Genomic DNA, 17,055 nt, shown 5'->3' on the forward strand with positions numbered 1-17,055 from the left:
TTTAATGACGGCAACAGGTCTGGCGGGCGATTGCAGTGGGGAAATCTGGAACGTTTAACAGAGAGTGGTGCCTGATGAAAAAATTCATTTCAATGCAGCAGCTTGCCTGACTGGCGTGCGGATTCCTGCGATCCCCTTCACAACCCTGACATACCGCACATCACGCTGGCAGAGTTCGCGCAGGCGGGCGGCAATCAGGAGTTTTACCTGGTTCACAAAATTGCGATGGATATTTCATTTCGTATTGAATATGGAATTTTTATTCCTCATACTCCCCTCATAGCCAGTCAGACACCTACAGACCCGGAAGCAGAGCGTAACTGGTGTCGGTCTTTACGCCCGCCAGCGCTGCTAATCACAGAAGGAAACCACAGGTATGAGTACACAACAGAAACCGCTTGATGTGATTTGTATCGGGCGCATCGCCGTTGATTTTTATGGCCAGCAAATCGGGGCGCGACTGGAAGATGTCACCTCCTTTGCTAAATATCTGGGCGGCTCGTCGGGCAATGTCGCCTATGGCACCGCGATTCAGGGGCTGAAATCGGCGATGCTGGCGCGGGTGGGAGATGAGCATAATGGTCGCTTTCTGCGTGAAGAGTTGCAGCGCGTAGGCTGTAACACCGATGCGCTAATCACCGATCCGCAGCGTCTGACCGGACTGGTGATCCTCGGCATCAAAGATGAAGAGACTTTTCCGCTGATTTTCTACCGCGATAACTGCGCCGATATGGGCCTGGTTCCGGACGATATCGACGAAGCCTTTATTACCTCTGCGCGCGCCGTGGCGGTTACTGGCACCCACTTATCCCATCCTCAGACCCGCGAAGCGGTGCTGAAAGCGCTGGATATCGCCCGCCGCAACGGCCTGCGCACGGCGCTGGATATCGATTATCGTCCGGTGTTGTGGGGACTGACCTCTCTGGGCGACGGTGAAACGCGTTTCATTGAGTCGTCACAGGTCACGCAGCAGTTACAGGAAGTGGTGCACTATTTCGATTTGATCGTCGGCACCGAAGAGGAGTTTCATATTGCCGGTGGCAGTACCGACACCCTGACGGCGCTGAAAAACGTGCGTCAGGCGAGTCAGGCGACGCTGGTCTGCAAACGTGGACCGCTGGGTTGCGTGGTGTTTGAAGGCGAGATCCCGGATAGCTGGGAACAGACTGAGCTGCACACGGGCGTACGCGTCGAGGTTCTCAACGTGCTGGGCGCGGGCGATGCCTTTATGTCTGGCCTGCTGCGCGGCTGGCTGAATGATGAGGGCTGGACTCAGGCGTGCCGTTACGCCAACGCCTGCGGAGCGCTGGTGGTATCACGCCACGGTTGCGCACCCGCCATGCCAACCAAAGCGGAGCTGGATGATTTCCTGAGTCGCGACAAAGAGGTGAAGCGTCCCGATCTCGACAGCCGTCTGAACCATCTGCACCGCGTGACTACCCGCAAGCAGCAGTGGCCGGAGCTGAATGTCTTCGCCTTTGACCACCGCAAACAACTGGCGGATATGGCGCAGGAAGCGGGCATGGACGAAAGCCGCATTCCGGAACTGAAACTGCTGCTGCTGGAAGCCGCTCAGCAGGCTGCCAGAGAAGCAGGATTAGAGAATAAAAGCGGGATTCTGGCGGATACGACCTACGGTCAGAAGGCGCTGAACGCCATCACCGGTAAGAACTGGTGGATTGGCCGCCCGATTGAGCTGCCGAGCTCGCGGCCGCTGCGCCTGGAACATGGCAACATCGGCTCGCAGCTGATCGACTGGCCTGCCGAACACGTGGTGAAATGTCTGGTCTTCTATCATCCACATGACAGTGCTGAACTGCGTAAAGAGCAGGATGAGCTGGTGCTCGACGTCTGGAACGGCTGTAACAAAAGCGGTCATGAGCTGCTGCTGGAAGTGATTCTGCCTGACAACAATCCGGATAAGAATGAAACGTATTACTTTGATATGTTGAGCCATTTCTACAGTCTGGGCATCCAGCCTGACTGGTGGAAACTGCCACCGCTGTCGGCGGAAAGCTGGCAGGCGATCAGCGGTCTGATTGAGCAGCAGGATCCCCACTGTCGCGGCATTCTGTTACTCGGTCTGGATGCGCCCGAAGAGAAGCTTAAAGCGGGCTTCGCCGCGGCGGCCAAAGCGCCCTGGGTGAAAGGTTTTGCGGTAGGCCGCACTATCTTTGGTCAGCCTTCCCGCCAGTGGTTACAGGGGGAGCTGGACGATCAGGCGTTGATTGAGACGGTTAAAGGCAACTATCTGCGACTGATTGAGTACTGGCGCGCTGCCCGCGCCTGATTTGCTGCTCTGTCAAAAAGCCGCTTTTAGACCGTGCAGTCACAGGGAACACGGTCAGATCGGAAAGACGCAAAAGCTGCCATCCATGGCATGCTCGGCCCGCACCATCCTTGGTGCGGGACGCTTTCCTCTTCTGACCGTGTTCCCTGCTCGTTTAGCTAATGTGTTGCTGCCAGACCCGATTTTTCAGCAATCTGCAGCCATTCCAATCTGAATGGTGAAAGACTGCATACTTCCATCCCTGCTGGCATTTCATCCCGGCTTTCATCCTGACATTGCCCGCGAAAAGTCACGCATCGGGCGCTAAAGCTAATCTGTGAACCATTTCATAAAGCCATGAAATAAACCGCGTCGTTGACGCAAAGAAATGAAATTTTCCATCCATCTGATACTATAGCGCTCATTATGCAGCCATTATTCTAATTATACGGGCAGAAGTGATGAACAATAATCCCACCCAACTTTCTCTCTTGCAGGACGATATTCGTCGCCGCTACGAAACGCTGAGCAAGCGTCTTAAACAGGTTGCGCGCTACATCCTTGATAACAGTAACAGTATTGCTTTCGATACCGTCGCCTCGATTGCTCAACAGGCCGATGTGCCACCGTCGACGCTGATCCGCTTTGCGAATGCTTTTGGCTTCAGCGGCTTCAACGAAATGAAACAGGTTTTTCGTCAGCATCTGATGGAGGAGACGGTCAACTATACCGAGCGCGCTCGCCTGTTTCGCCAGACCTCCACGGACGACAGCGCCAGTGCGCCTGAAAGTCCGGCGGAAATCCTCAACGTCTTTACCATGGTTAACAGCCAGGCGCTGCAGCAGCTGGCGATGCAGGTTAATCCTGAGCAGCTGAACAAAGCGGTGAAACTGCTGAATGAGGCTGAGAATATCTATGTTATCGGCCTGCGCCGCTCTTTCAGCGTCGCCTCCTACCTGGTCTACGCGCTGCGTCATCTGGAGCGCCGCGCTTTCCTGATTGATGGCCTGGGCGGGATGTTTACCGAGCAGCTCAGCCTGGTAAACCCGAAAGATGTGGTGATTGCGATCAGCTACTCGCCTTATGCACGTGAAGCGGTCGAGGTGGTTGAAATGGGTGCCAAACGCGGTGCGCATCAGATTGCCATTACCGACAGTCAGGTCAGTCCGCTGGCCGCCTTCAGCGATGTCTGCTTTGTGGTACGTGAAGCGCAGGTCGATGGCTTCCGTTCGCAGGTCGCTTCACTCTGCCTGGCACAGACGCTGGCGGTTTCGCTGGCACTGAACAACGCAAAGACCAGCTGAGTTCCACACACAAAAAAGGGCAGCGCGACAGGCTGCCCTTTTTACTGATATGAACGCGGGTTATAAACCGTGATTGCTGTTTATTTTTCTGCGATGACTTACGCTTTCCGCGGATAGCTGTCGCTGTTCACCCAGGCGTGATCTTTCTCCCAGGTAAATTTCCACAGCCGCACCGGCCCCGCCATCACGTTCAGATAGTAGTTATTGTATCCCGCCAGCGTCGCTACCGGATGATAGCCGCGCGGTACCATCACCACGTCGCGATTATAGGGTGCCATACAGACATCCAGGGAACGGTCGTCGGTGTAGACGCGCTGCATGGCAAAGCCAGGTTCCGGATCGAAACGGTGATAGTAGGTCTCTTCCAGGTAGGTTTCGTTTTCACTCTCCTCCTGGTCGTGCTTGTGGCTGGGATAAGAGCTGGTATCGCCCTCGTTGGTATAGACTTCCACCACCAGCAGGCTATCAGCCGGCTCATTGTCAGGCAGGATATTGTGAACCAGGCGCTGGTTGCGCCCTTTTCCGCGATGCTCAACGCCGACATCGGCTGGCGCAATCAGGCGCGCAGGCAGATTCCCCTGACCGGGCGCATTACAGACCGCCAGCTCAAGATCGCTGTCAGCGTAAACCTCTACTTCATCATCATGCGGCACATAAACGGAATAAGGCGGTACGCGCTCAAAAGGCGACATGCGCTGACCGATACCGGGAAAATCAGCATGGCGGGTTTTTACCGAGGCCAGCCCGGCCACCAGCACCAGACACAGCTCTTTGTCACCACTGCTGAGACGCAGGGTTTCCCCTTTCTTCAGCAAATAGGCATCAAATCCCACATAACGCCAGCCGGCGCGCTCAGGCGTCACATGCTGAATACGACCCTGCGCGTCAGGGGCTTGTGCTTTCGACAGTAAAGACATCCTGATACTCCTCTCTGTCACGATTGACGCTGCGGTGGGCTCGCGGGCGCGGTGCCAGCGAACAAAGCGACCGGCAGATTATCCTGCCGGTCGCGCACCGGGATCAGCGTTGAAATGAATCAGCCTAAGGTTGGCATACTGAATTCAGACACAGTCTGCTGACCGGATGGCCAGCGTACGGTGGCCGTTTTCATGCGGGTATAGAAACGCACGCCATCCGGCCCATGGACATTGAGCGCGCCAAACACTGAACGTTTCCAGCCGCCGAAGCTGTGGAATGCCATCGGTACCGGAACCGGCACGTTGACACCGACCATACCTGCTTCAACGTTCTGCACAAACTCACGTGCGGTGTGACCGTTGCTGGTGAAAATCGCGCTGCCGTTGCCGAACTCATGGCTGTTAACCAGTTGCAGTGCACTGTCGTAGTCCGGTGCGCGCATGATGCTCAGCACCGGCCCAAAAATCTCTTCACGCCAGATCACCATCTCAGAGGTGACATGATCAAACAGCGTGCCGCCGACGTAGTAACCTTCGGCGTGACCTGCAACCTGCACGTTACGGCCATCGACCACCAGCTTCGCGCCTTCCTGCTCGCCTTTGTCGATGTAGCCCAGCACTTTCTTCTGGTGCGCCGCTGAAACGACCGGTCCCATCTCATTTTCATCAGCGCCCTGATTAATGCCAGGGCCGATACGCAGCGCGTTCACCAGCGGAGTCAGACGGGCGATCAGCTTGTCGGCGGTATCATCGCCCACGGCGACCACAACCGGCAGCGCCATGCAGCGTTCACCAGCAGAGCCAAACGCACCACCCATAATGGCGTTGACGGTGGCATCCAGGTCGGCATCCGGCATAACGATAGCGTGGTTTTTCGCCGCGCCAAACGCCTGTACCCGCTTGCCGTGGGCGCTGGCGGTTTTATAGATATGCTCAGCCACGCCAGAAGAACCGACGAAGCTCACCGCGGCAATACGTGGATCTTTATAGAGCTGCTCAGCATCTTCATTGGAACTGTGCACCACGTTGAATACGCCATCGGGCAGGCCCGCTTCGGTCAGCAGTTCAGCCATACGCACTGCCGCGGAAGGATCCAGCGCCGGTGGCTTCAGCACAAAGGTGTTACCGCAGGCCAGGGCTATCGGGAACATCCACAGCGGTACCATCGCCGGGAAGTTAAACGGCGTAATGCCCGCCACGACACCGACCGGTTGCATCAGCGAGTAGCTGTCAACGCCGCTGCCGACGTTGGGGGAATATTCGCCTTTGAGCAGATGGGGGATCCCGCAGGCAAACTCAATCACTTCGATGCCACGCGTCAGTTCACCCAGCGCATCAGACCAGACTTTGCCGTGCTCAGAGACAATCAGCGCCGCCAGCTCGTCACGGTGCTGCTCCATTAGGGCTTTAAAGTTGAACAGAACGCGGGCGCGACGCAGCGGCGAGGTTTTCGACCAGGCGGCAAAAGCGTCATGCGCGACACCAATCGCCTGGGCCACTTCATCAGCGGTACTTTGCGTCAGTTCACGTACCACTTTGCCGGTTGCCGGATCGTAAACAGGAATGGTTTCGTTGCTGGCGCTGAAAGTGGTTTTACCGCCAATAAAGTTACCTATGATTGTCATGATGTTGCCTCTTTAGATGGTTAAGTTCCCTGCAGACGGACCATGCGACCTGCCACACTGCCTGACCAGGCAAACCTGAAAGCGTGCTATGAAGCTATTACAGTGGAACAAATTTTTCAAATGGTTCTTTTTGGAAAATTTGATTTTAGCGGCACAGATCGCATTTTTCCCGCCACTTAGTCTCTCGCGGCATCACGATGACGGGAGGCCACTAATAGCGGCCAGCCTTAGCGTAGCAGGGTAATAGCCGGGGAGTGGTTTGGGCGTTTTACTGCGAAGGCGATCCAGCCTTTATGCATCGGGCTGAAACGGAATATGAAATTAATGCGAGGCTGATCTAATAATTTGTGTTTCATTATTCACTATTAATGAAATAAATGTTCTCTTTGGTCGCATCATCCTCCTGTCCCGGAGTCAGTGCATGGCCATCGATCCAACCCGTTTCTGTATCAACCGCAAAATTGCGCCCCGGCTCTCGCTGGAGGCATTTTTTCAGCTGGTTCAGCGCCTGGGGCTGAGCAAGGTTGAACTGCGAAATGACATGCCGGGCGGCAGCGTCACTGACGATCTCAGCACCGATCAGCTGCGCGCTCTGACCGACAGGTATCATATTGATATCATCACCATTAATGCGCTCTATCCGTTTAACCGCATTGATGACGCGCTACTGGCCCGGGCCGAAGCACTGTTACAGACAGCACAACAGATTGGTGCAAAGGCGCTGGTCATGTGTCCGCTGAATGAGGGGATAGCCGTGTCGCCTCAGCAAACCCAGGCGGCGATGCAGCAGCTGGCCCCGCGTTTTGCCCACTATGGCATTCAGGGGCTGGTGGAGCCGCTGGGTTTTCCGGTCAGCTCGCTGCGTTCGGCGGTACAAGCGCAGCAATTGATCGCCGCGGCGGACGTGCCCTTTAAGCTATTGCTGGATACCTTTCACCATCATCTCTATGAGCAGGCTGAGCAGGAGTTTCCAGCAGGCATTGATGTTAACCAGATCGGTCTGGTGCACCTTTCGGGCGTGGAAGATCGCCGTCCGACCGCCGAACTGACCGATGAAGAACGCATCATGTTGAGTGATAACGATGTACTGAAGAGCGTGGTGCAGGTAAAGCGGCTGGAGATGCTTGGCTATAAGGGCGTTTATGCCTTTGAGCCTTTCTCCAGTCAGCTCAGCAACTGGACCCCTGCGGAGGTTGAACGCCAGATCCGCAACAGTATTGAACTGCTGCAAGCCTGAATCCTGTTCTGCGCTTTGCGCGCACCATTAATCGGTTTATCTGTGTCTGAAAAGACGTTCTGGCCCGCTGCTGGGCCATTTTTTTTATCCTGAAGAATCGTCTGCTGCCGGTAACACCGCCTGACGCCGCTGCATGCGCAGCGTGCAGAAAAAAGCGACGCAGACCAGCAGCGCCGTGAGCAGGTAGACGCGTGAGACACCCGCATAAGTCATGATGAATCCGGCAAGTGGCCCGGTTATCCCCAGCGACAGATCCATAAAGGCGGTGTAGGTCGCCAGCGCGCTGCCCTGATTCTGCTGCGGCACCACTTTTACCGCCACCACGCCCAGCGCCGGGAATACCAGCGAGAAGCCGGCACCGGTCAGAAATGCGCCCGCTTTTGCCATCCAGGGATCACCCGCTGCGGCCACCAGAAACAGTCCGGCGGCTTCAACCGCCAGACAGATGCTTGCGACCCGCAGACCGCCGTGGCGGTTAATCGCATTCGGGAACAGCAGGCGCGCGCCGACGAAAGCGCCGCTGAACAGGGAGAGCGCAAAGGCGGCCCCTTCCCAGCCTTTATCCTGATAGAACAGGGTAATAAAGGTGGCGATGACACCGAAACCCGCCGAACCCATCGCCAGAATCGCACCAAAACCGGCGATTTTCCCCAGCACCGCACGAAACGGCAGGGGTCTGGCCCGGCTGGCTTTTACGGCCGGACGCGGCACCGCGCAGACGATGCCTACCACGCAGATAGCAACAATGACCAGCGACAGCCACAGCAGGCCACCCGCCCGGAATATCACCACGCCGAGCGGCGCACCAATCGCCATCGCGCCATAAGTGACAATGCCGTTCCAGGAGATGACCCGGCCAATGTGCAGCGAACCCACCCGCGCCACCCCCCACAACGAGGTGCCGGTGCCGGTAAAACTCTGACCCACGCCCAGAATCAAGCGGCCCACGCAGAGCAGCGTCAGGCTTAACAGCGGTGATTCGATGAGCGCCGCCAGCAAAATACACAACCCGCTGATCAGACAGCCCACCAGGCCGGTCACCACCACTTTCTTTGGCCCCCAGAGATCGGCATAGCGTCCGGCGTGTGGGCGGCTCAGCAGCGTCGCCACATATTGCAGGCTGATTACCAGGCCCGCCCAGAATGCGCTGAAGCCCAACTGGTCATGCACCCATCCTGGCAATACCGCCAGCGGCAGACCGATAGTGAGATAGCTGGCAAAGTTGTAGGCCACGATAGAGAGGATCAGCAGAGAGATGTTCAGGTTTCCGGATGGGGTGTTCGGTTCCGCGGCAGGCTGTTCAGGCATGAGTCCTCGCGCTCGTATTTGGCTGAATGATAAGGTTTATCCTTTAACTATACCCGCTTTCGCCACTGGCGCCTCTTAATGACACGGCTATCGGGCGGCTGCCCCTGCCCGGACGTGCAGCAGAAAGCCGGGTAAAAACCGGCACAATGGGGACTTGCTGCTCTGCCGCGATAGCTGAGTGCTGTGGCGCTGATTACATCATCCACCTGCCACCACGCTTTACCGTTTCTCTGATAAATCAGATTGTTAATTTTGTTTCAGCTACACTTTCAACAGCCAAATTACGTTATGAGAGAGAGAATGAGCGAGCTGCAACGGGAAAAGATCGGACAAAATATTCTGATAAAACTGGCGATGCTGGTCATTATCCTCGCCGGGGTTCGGGCAGCGTCCGATATTCTGGTTCCGCTGCTGCTGGCGGCGTTCTTTGCCATTGTGCTGAATCCGCTGGTGACGATGCTGATGCGGCGTGGCTTCCGCCGTGGACTGGCGATTGGGCTGGTGATCACGGTGATCTTCTGCGCTCTCGTGCTGCTGGGTGCCATTATTGCCAGCTCAATGAGCGAGTTTTCCGATCTCTATCCGCAACTGCGCGCCACCATGGAGCAGAAAATGACGGTACTGCAACATCTGGCGGCGGGCTTTCATCTTAATATTTCAACCGATGCGCTGGTACAGCGTTTCGATCCTAATACCATGATGAATCTGGCTACCGTGGCACTGAGCGGCTTTTCCGGCGCGATGACCAATACCGTGCTGCTGGTGCTGACCGTGGTCTTTATGCTGTTTGAGGTCCATCACCTGCCCTATAAAATGCGCAACGCGCTGGTGAATCCGAAAATTCGCATCGCCGGACTGCATAAAGCGCTGAAAGGCGTCACGCACTATCTGGCGCTGAAAACCCTGGTGAGTCTGATAACCGGCATCGCGGTCTGGCTGAGTCTCTATCTGCTGGATGTGAAGTTTGCGCTGTTATGGGGTGTCGTAGCGTTTATCCTCAACTTTATTCCCAATATCGGCCCGATTATCGCCGGTATCCCGCCCTTCCTGCAGGCGTTGTTACTGAACAGCCTGTTTGATGCCGCGATGGTGGCGGCGCTGTTTACCGCGATTCATATGGTGTTTGGCAATATGCTGGAACCGCGCCTGATGGGGCGCGGTCTTGGCTTATCGACACTGGTGGTGTTTCTGTCGCTGGTGTTCTGGGGCTGGCTGCTCGGTCCGGTCGGCATGCTGCTCTCGGTGCCGCTCACCAGCATTACTAAAATTCTGATGGAAACCACGCCAGGCGGCAGCCGTCTGGCTATTATGCTGGGCACCGGACGACCCAAGCGGGCGCGGGCATTAACCAAGTAGCCGCTGCTGCACGTGCTGGAGATGGCTCTCCATCGCCTGACGGGCTGCTGCTTCATCGCCCGCCACAATCGCATTGGCGATCTGCTGATGGTCAGCGTTCATCTCCTGCGCGAAGCTGTTATCGGCATAATGGCGCTCCAGTCGCTGCACATGCGGGCTGTGGCGCCGGTTCCATAACTGCTCCAGCAGGTCGCGTAATACATCATTGCCGCTCATCTCACTGATCAGCAGATGGAAGCGCTTGTCCTGCTCCAGAAAGGCCGCGTCGTTTTCATTGTACTGCTGCAGTTCAGCGGTCAGCGCCAGCAGTGCTGCACGCTGAACGGTGGTGCCGTTACGTGCGGCAAATCCTGCCAGCATCCCTTCAAAGGCTTCACGCGCCTGCAACAGATCCTGCAGACTGCAGGTTTCGCTCTCCTGCGGAACCGCAGCCTGCGGCAACGGCTGGGCGACGTAAACGCCGTTGCCAGTGCGGATATCGACCCAGCCGGTCATCTCCAGCGCAATCAATGCTTCACGCACTGATGAACGACTGACACCCAGCTGTTTTGCCAGCTCACGCTCCGGTGGCAGCAACCCACCTGCCACAAAGTCACCGCGCGTGATACCGGCCATGATGACGTTGGCGATCTGACGGTACAGGCGCTCGGTTTTTATTACTGGCAGCGTCATCACCCTCTCCTCTGATTGCACTTAAAAGCGATCTCTTCACCGATGCAGTTTGTCATGCTGCGATCCGGATCACGGCCCTGTTTTGTCCACTATCATACTCTTGGCCCAGCGGCCTGACCACTGGGCCACATCACAGTTGAGGAGTAAAAATGGAACATACATGGCGATGGTACGGCCCCAACGACCCGGTCTCACTGGATGATGCGCGTCAGGCGGGCGCGACCGGCATTGTGACGGCGCTGCACCATATCCCTAACGGCGAGGTATGGCCGGTTGAGGAGATTAAAGCGCGTCAGGCACTGCTGGCGGAAAAAGGTCTGGTCTGGTCGGTGGTGGAGAGCATCCCGGTCCATGAGGCGATTAAAACCCAGCGTGGTGACTACCTTCGCTATATCGCCAATTATCAGCAGTCGATACGCAATCTGGCCGCCTGCGGCATTGATACCGTCTGCTACAACTTCATGCCGGTGCTGGACTGGACCCGAACCGACCTCGCCTGGACGCTGCCGGATGGCGCAAAAGCGCTGCGCTTCGACGCCGACGCTTTCGCGGCCTTCGAGCTTTATCTGTTGCAGCGTCCGGGGGCGGAGCAGGATTACAGCGCTGCCGAGCAGCAGGCCGCCGCTCAGCGCTTTGCCGCCATGAGCGCAGAAGAGAAAAGCACCCTGGTGCGCAATATTATCGCCGGTCTGCCAGGCGCCGAAGAGGGTTACACCCTGGAGCAGTTTCAGGCGCAGCTGACGCAGTATGACGGCATCGACAAAGCGAAACTGCGCGAGCATATGGCCACCTTCCTGCGCGCCATCGTGCCGGTTGCGGAGGAAACGGGCGTTAAACTGGCGGTGCATCCGGATGACCCACCACGTCCTATTCTGGGCCTGCCGCGCATTATTTCTACCCAGGAAGATATGCAGTGGCTGAAAGAAACCGTGGACAGCCTGCACAACGGTTTCTGTTTCTGTACCGGCTCCTATGGCGTGCGTGCCGACAATGCGTTGGTTGAGATGGCGGAAACCTATGCCGACCGCATTAACTTTATCCATCTGCGCGCCACGAAACGCGAGGCAAACCCGGCCAGCTTCCATGAAGCGGCGCATCTGGCGGGCGACGTCGATATGGTCAGCGTGATCAAGGTTGTTCTGGCGGAAGAGCAGCGCCGCCGTCGGGCGGGCAACCTGCGGGCGATTCCCATGCGTCCCGATCACGGCCATCAGATGCTGGACGACCTGCATAAGCGCACCAATCCCGGTTATTCCGCCATTGGCCGCCTGAAAGGCCTTGCCGAACTGCGCGGCGTTGAAGTAGCGCTGAAACAGATCTATTTTGCCGATTAAGTAAAACGTCCTGCCCTGCGCCCGCCCTGTGACGGGCCAGGGTCTCTCCTGGCCGCTGCGGCGGATCGGCCTTCTGCCCTGCCTGCCTCCCGTTTTCACCTGATTGTTTTGCTGCATCGCAACGAAAACCAAACAACCTGTCAAAAAATGCAATGTCTGGTCGATAATTGACCTTAGTCAGTTCTCCTGATCGCAAAAACGCTAATCTGCACCGCCCGGAGAGATGCTATGCTGCGCCACTGATCAGCACCTCCGCATAACACCAATAATACTCAGAGGATTCAGCGGTGCCGCTACTGAAACGAAAACGCGACTACGCCAGGCTGGTGATTATTATTTCCGGCGTGCTGCCTCTGATTATTGGCATTTTTTTCACCGCCCTGGATGCGCGCCACACCGTGCATCAGCAGCAGGTCACCGCGGCGAATACGCTGTTATCTCAGGCTGAGAGAATGAGCGACAGCGCCTGGGATATGATTACCGTGCTGCGCCAGTTTCATCATCAGCCCTGCAGCCAGATTGAAAACCAGTTGCAGCGCATTGGCTCGCTCAACCCCTATTTTCGTGCGATCGGTAAAATGGAGCAGGATCACATCGCCTGCTCGTCGGTGTATGGTTCACGCCCAGGCCTGCTGAAAGAGATGATCATGCGCGACGCGCCGGTTACCGGAAAAGCCTGGTGGAGTCTGTCCATTGCCGGGACATCGGGCGTACCGAATCGTCCGGCCGTGATTTTTATGCGCGATCTGCCCGATGGCGAGGGATTCTGGGCAGTGATTGATGGCCAGTATCTGATCGATTTTATGCGCGCGATCAGCAGCAGCCATCTCTATCATTTCAGCATGACGTTCAGCGGCGGCGCGCCGATCTCGTTTGGCGATCCGCACATCGCCGCGTCCAGCTGGTTTGAACCCATGATTTATCAGGCCCTCTCCCACCGCTATCCGCTCTCTGTCACCCTCATTGCCTCACCCTCTGAACTGATCTCGGCCTGGCGTCAGGTGATGTTTATCATCATGCCGATGGCCGCTATCTTCTCTATTCTGCTGATGATGCTGATGGCGAACTGGCTGAAACGGCGTATTTCATGGCGCGATGAGATTCGCCGGGCCATCACCAGCGGCCAGTTCAGGGCGCACTATCAGCCGGTCTACGATAACCGGCTGCAACGCTGCAGCGGCGCTGAAGCCCTGCTGCGCTGGACAACGCCCGACGGTAAAGGCGTGCGGCCAGATATTTTTATCGGCGCAGCAGAAGCGGAAGGCATGATTGTGCCGCTGACCCGCCATCTGCTCGATTTAATTGCAGAGGATGTGCAGGCGTGGCAGGTTGAGCCCCATTTCCACCTGGCCATTAACGTGGCGGCGGATCATCTGCAGCATCCTGACTTTGTCGACGATATGCTGCAGTTTGCCGAACGGATCAAAGATAAGCAGTTCCTGATTACCCTGGAGCTGACCGAACGCAGCCTGATCAAAGATGGCGCTGAGGTGGCACGCAAGCTGGAGCAGTTACGTGGTTGCGGCATGAAGGTCGCGATTGATGATTTTGGGACCGGACACTGTTCGCTGAGCTATTTACAGACCTTCACGATAGATTATCTGAAAATCGATCGCGGCTTTATCAACGCGATTGAATCCCTGGAAGGCAGAACGCCGGTGCTGGACGCGATTATCCAGCTCAGCCATGAGCTTGAGCTGGAAGTGCTGGGAGAAGGCGTTGAGACCGCGTTACAGTTCAGCTATCTGCAACGGCGCGGCGTGGTCTTTATCCAGGGCTATTATTATGCCCGCCCGATGGACAACACGGCGCTGGTTGCCTGGCTGACCGATCGGGGCGAACAGCCGATTGAGCGGGAGCTGGCTCTTCAGACCCGGCAGGAACCCGACGTCTGAACCAGAGCAGATTGCAGCTGAACCGCCAGTCGAGCAACATTCACTCATCTTTCTGCTCTCCGCCCTGTGATGCAAAGCGGATAACCGCTTCCGGTGCCAGCATGGCCCGTAACTTCCCTCTCTTTGACCCTGTTTTGCTGAAAAAAACGGCGGTCGTCACGCTCAGTGATAATTTTTCTGCGGTTGCAAACAGCTCTATTTGTTGTAAAAACAGGCCGGATGTAGCCCAAACATGACAGATATCACACAAAAACGGTATACTCTGTCGCTGTTCGCAATAATCACAACAGTAATTATTATGTCTGCCGGCGCATAAACAGTGCTTATTTACGGCTATGCTTAAATTTCTCAACGCAGCGGTCTGAACGACTCACACCCGGCTCGCGCCGTTGAGGACTTTCGTGTTCCAATACAGGGTAATTCTATGAAATTGCGTAGGAAGCGTGTAAAACCAATTGGGATCGATGATGTGACTATCATCGATGATACCCGTTTACGTAAAGCCATCACCGCGGCCTCTCTGGGCAACGCGATGGAGTGGTTCGACTTCGGTGTTTACGGCTTTGTGGCCTATGCGCTGGGTAAGGTCTTTTTCCCGGACGTTTCACCGGGCGTTCAGATGATAGCGGCGCTCGCCACTTTCTCTGTTCCTTTCCTGATTCGCCCGCTGGGTGGACTGTTCTTCGGTATGCTGGGCGACAAATATGGTCGTCAGAAAATCCTCTCCATCACCATCATCATCATGTCGGTCAGTACCTTCTGTATCGGCCTGATACCGTCCTACGCCTCCATCGGCATCTGGGCTCCTATTCTGCTGCTGTTAGCGAAGATGGCTCAGGGCTTCTCGGTGGGCGGTGAATATACCGGTGCCTCAATCTTTGTGGCCGAATATTCGCCTGACCGTAAACGCGGCTTTATGGGAAGCTGGCTCGACTTTGGTTCGATTGCGGGCTTCGTGCTCGGTGCGGGCCTGGTGGTGCTGATTTCCTCCATTATCGGAGAAGAGAGTTTCCTTGAGTGGGGCTGGCGTCTGCCGTTCTTCGTCGCGCTGCCGCTGGGAATTATCGGTCTTTACCTGCGTCATGCGCTGGAAGAGACCCCGGCATTCCAGCAGCACGTAGACAAACTGGAACAGGGCGACCGCGAAGGCCTGCAGGATGGTCCACAGGTATCGTTTAAAGAGATTGCGACCAAACACTGGCGTAGCCTGCTCTCCTGTGTCGGTCTGGTTATCGCCACTAACGTCACCTACTACATGTTGCTGACGTACATGCCGAGCTACCTGTCACATAACCTGCACTACAGCGAAGACCACGGTGTGATGATTATCATCGCCATCATGATCGGTATGCTGTTTGTCCAGCCAATGATCGGCATGATGAGTGACCGTTTCGGCCGTCGTCCGTTTGTCATCATCGGCAGTATCGCCCTGATGATCTTCGCGATTCCCGCCTTTATGATGATCAACAGTGGCGTACTCGGACTGATTTTTGGTGGTCTGCTGTTGCTGGCGGTGATCCTCAACGCCTTTACTGGCGTGATGGCCTCTTCACTGCCTGCGATGTTCCCGACGCACATCCGCTACAGTGCGCTGGCGAGTGCGTTTAACATCTCGGTACTGGTTGCCGGTCTGACGCCAACGCTGGCTGCCTGGCTGGTAGAAACGACCAATAACCTCTACATGCCAGCCTACTATCTGATGGTGGTGGCAGTGATTGGTCTGATTACCGGTCTGTACATGAAAGAAACTGCCAATAAGCCCCTGAAAGGCGCGACACCGGCGGCTTCTGATATGGAAGAAGCGCGCGAAATCCTGCAGGAACATCACGATAACATCGAGCACAAAATCGAAGATATCGACGAAGAGATCTCCCGTCTGGAAGCGAAACGTAAAAACCTGGTGCAACAGCATCCGGATATCAACGAGTAATCGTTCTGCTCTCCCGCCGCCCGGCGGGAGAGTTCTTTTCCCCTCTCCTGACCGCACACAAACCTTCATCCCTCGCGGGCAAAGGGAGTAAACTGTTGTCACTTTTTTCACCTGCGTAAGAATGAAAATGTCTGATTATTCCCTTATCCAGCGCCCAAGAAGATTGCGCGCCAGCGCCTCAATGCGTGAAATGTTCCAGGAGTCCTCACTGAGCCTGAACGATCTGGCTCTGCCCATCTTTGTTGAAGAAGAAGTCGACGATTACAAAGCGATTCAGGCGATGCCTGGCGTGATGCGTATTCCGGAAAAACGTCTCGCCTATGAAATTGAGCGCATCGCCAAAGCGGGTATCCGCTCGGTGATGACCTTCGGTATTTCGCACCACACCGATGCCACCGGCAGCGATGCCTGGAACGAGAACGGTCTGGTGGCACGTATGTCCCGCATCTGCAAAGATACCGTGCCAGAAATGATCGTGATGTCTGACACCTGCTTCTGTGAATACACCAGCCACGGCCACTGTGGCGTGTTGTGTGATCACGGCGTCGATAACGATGCAACCCTGGAAAACCTGGGTAAGCAGGCCGTCGTTGCCGCCGCAGCCGGTGCGGATTTCATCGCCCCGTCAGCGGCGATGGATGGTCAGGTTGAGGCGATTCGCCGGGCACTGGACGCGGCGGGCTTCACTCAGACCGCCATCATGTCCTACTCCACCAAATTCGCCTCCTCGTTTTACGGCCCGTTCCGTGAAGCGGCCGGAACGGCGCTGAAAGGCGACCGTAAAACCTACCAGATGAACCCGATGAACCGCCGTGAAGCGATCCGTGAATCGCTGCTCGACGCGGCGCAGGGCGCGGATTCACTGATGGTGAAACCGGCAGGTGCTTATCTGGATATCCTGCGCGATATCCGTGAACGTACCGAATTGCCGCTGGCGGCTTATCAGGTGAGTGGTGAATACGCGATGATCAAGTTTGCCGCTCAGGCTGGTGCCATTGATGAACGCAATGTTGTGCTGGAAAGCCTGGGTGCGATTAAACGCGCCGGTGCAGACCTGATTTTCAGCTATTTCGCCCTTGATCTCGCCGAACAAAAAGTGCTCTGATCCCCTCCTTATAAAGAGCGTGATGGCTATGTCACGCTCTTCTTCTTCGCCGTAAGGCAAACACCAGAACCTGGCTTGAGCTAAAAAAATAAAGGGCTCTGTG

General features: G+C 56.1%; 12 protein-coding genes. 8 read left to right on the forward strand and 4 right to left on the reverse strand.

What is annotated here, in order from left to right:
- The first annotated feature begins 376 nt into the window (after positions 1 to 376).
- A complete protein-coding gene (iolC, locus tag LC417_RS18610) occupies positions 377 to 2,290 on the forward strand; it encodes a 5-dehydro-2-deoxygluconokinase (RefSeq protein WP_163763334.1) in 1,914 nt (637 codons plus the stop codon).
- A 440-nt stretch (positions 2,291 to 2,730) separates the two neighbouring features.
- Entirely contained in the window at positions 2,731 to 3,573 is an 843-nt protein-coding gene (locus LC417_RS18615; protein WP_010253340.1) for a MurR/RpiR family transcriptional regulator, read from the forward strand.
- 98 nt (positions 3,574 to 3,671) lie between these two features.
- Here the strand turns inward: LC417_RS18615 and iolB are convergent, their stop codons facing one another.
- Together iolB and LC417_RS18625 are read right to left on the reverse strand one after the other, a co-directional pair.
- Positions 3,672 to 4,490: a 5-deoxy-glucuronate isomerase gene (gene iolB / locus LC417_RS18620; RefSeq protein ID WP_010671521.1), complete on the reverse strand. Its 819-nt coding sequence runs from the start codon at positions 4,488 to 4,490 to the stop codon at positions 3,672 to 3,674.
- A 119-nt stretch (positions 4,491 to 4,609) separates the two neighbouring features.
- Positions 4,610 to 6,115, reverse strand: a complete 1,506-nt coding sequence (locus LC417_RS18625; RefSeq protein ID WP_010253344.1) for a CoA-acylating methylmalonate-semialdehyde dehydrogenase — start codon at positions 6,113 to 6,115, stop codon at positions 4,610 to 4,612.
- 421 nt (positions 6,116 to 6,536) lie between these two features.
- Here LC417_RS18625 and LC417_RS18630 point away from each other — a divergent pair, with 421 nt between their 5' ends.
- Positions 6,537 to 7,352: a TIM barrel protein gene (locus tag LC417_RS18630; RefSeq protein ID WP_033759068.1), complete on the forward strand. Its 816-nt coding sequence runs from the start codon at positions 6,537 to 6,539 to the stop codon at positions 7,350 to 7,352.
- An 84-nt stretch (positions 7,353 to 7,436) separates the two neighbouring features.
- Here LC417_RS18630 and LC417_RS18635 read toward each other — a convergent pair whose 3' ends face one another.
- Complete coding sequence (locus LC417_RS18635; protein WP_033773075.1) at positions 7,437 to 8,660, reverse strand: MFS transporter; 1,224 nt, start codon at positions 8,658 to 8,660, stop codon at positions 7,437 to 7,439.
- 300 nt (positions 8,661 to 8,960) lie between these two features.
- Here LC417_RS18635 and LC417_RS18640 point away from each other — a divergent pair, with 300 nt between their 5' ends.
- Positions 8,961 to 10,016: an AI-2E family transporter gene (locus LC417_RS18640; protein ID WP_010253354.1), complete on the forward strand. Its 1,056-nt coding sequence runs from the start codon at positions 8,961 to 8,963 to the stop codon at positions 10,014 to 10,016.
- Here the strand turns inward: LC417_RS18640 and LC417_RS18645 are convergent.
- Complete coding sequence (locus LC417_RS18645; RefSeq protein WP_010253357.1) at positions 10,005 to 10,688, reverse strand: FadR/GntR family transcriptional regulator; 684 nt, start codon at positions 10,686 to 10,688, stop codon at positions 10,005 to 10,007. The two genes, LC417_RS18640 and LC417_RS18645, sit on opposite strands and share 12 nt — an antisense overlap.
- A gap of 149 nt (positions 10,689 to 10,837) precedes the next feature.
- Here LC417_RS18645 and uxuA point away from each other — a divergent pair, with 149 nt between their 5' ends.
- The 4 genes from uxuA (at position 10,838) to hemB (ending at position 16,952) form a co-directional block, all read left to right on the forward strand.
- A complete protein-coding gene (gene uxuA / locus LC417_RS18650) occupies positions 10,838 to 12,022 on the forward strand; it encodes a mannonate dehydratase (RefSeq protein WP_182505434.1) in 1,185 nt (394 codons plus the stop codon).
- A 287-nt stretch (positions 12,023 to 12,309) separates the two neighbouring features.
- Positions 12,310 to 13,917 (forward strand): EAL domain-containing protein, encoded by a 1,608-nt coding sequence (locus LC417_RS18655; RefSeq protein ID WP_089414983.1) that lies wholly within the window; start codon positions 12,310 to 12,312, stop codon positions 13,915 to 13,917.
- A gap of 424 nt (positions 13,918 to 14,341) precedes the next feature.
- Complete coding sequence (proP, locus tag LC417_RS18660; protein WP_010253365.1) at positions 14,342 to 15,847, forward strand: glycine betaine/L-proline transporter ProP; 1,506 nt, start codon at positions 14,342 to 14,344, stop codon at positions 15,845 to 15,847.
- Positions 15,848 to 15,974: 127 nt separating this feature from the next.
- Entirely contained in the window at positions 15,975 to 16,952 is a 978-nt protein-coding gene (hemB, locus tag LC417_RS18665; protein ID WP_010671515.1) for a porphobilinogen synthase, read from the forward strand.
- Positions 16,953 to 17,055 lie beyond the last annotated feature (103 nt).

The organism is Pantoea sp. OVA07A (genome assembly GCF_019969975.1).
GTDB lineage: Bacteria > Pseudomonadota > Gammaproteobacteria > Enterobacterales > Enterobacteriaceae > Pantoea > Pantoea agglomerans.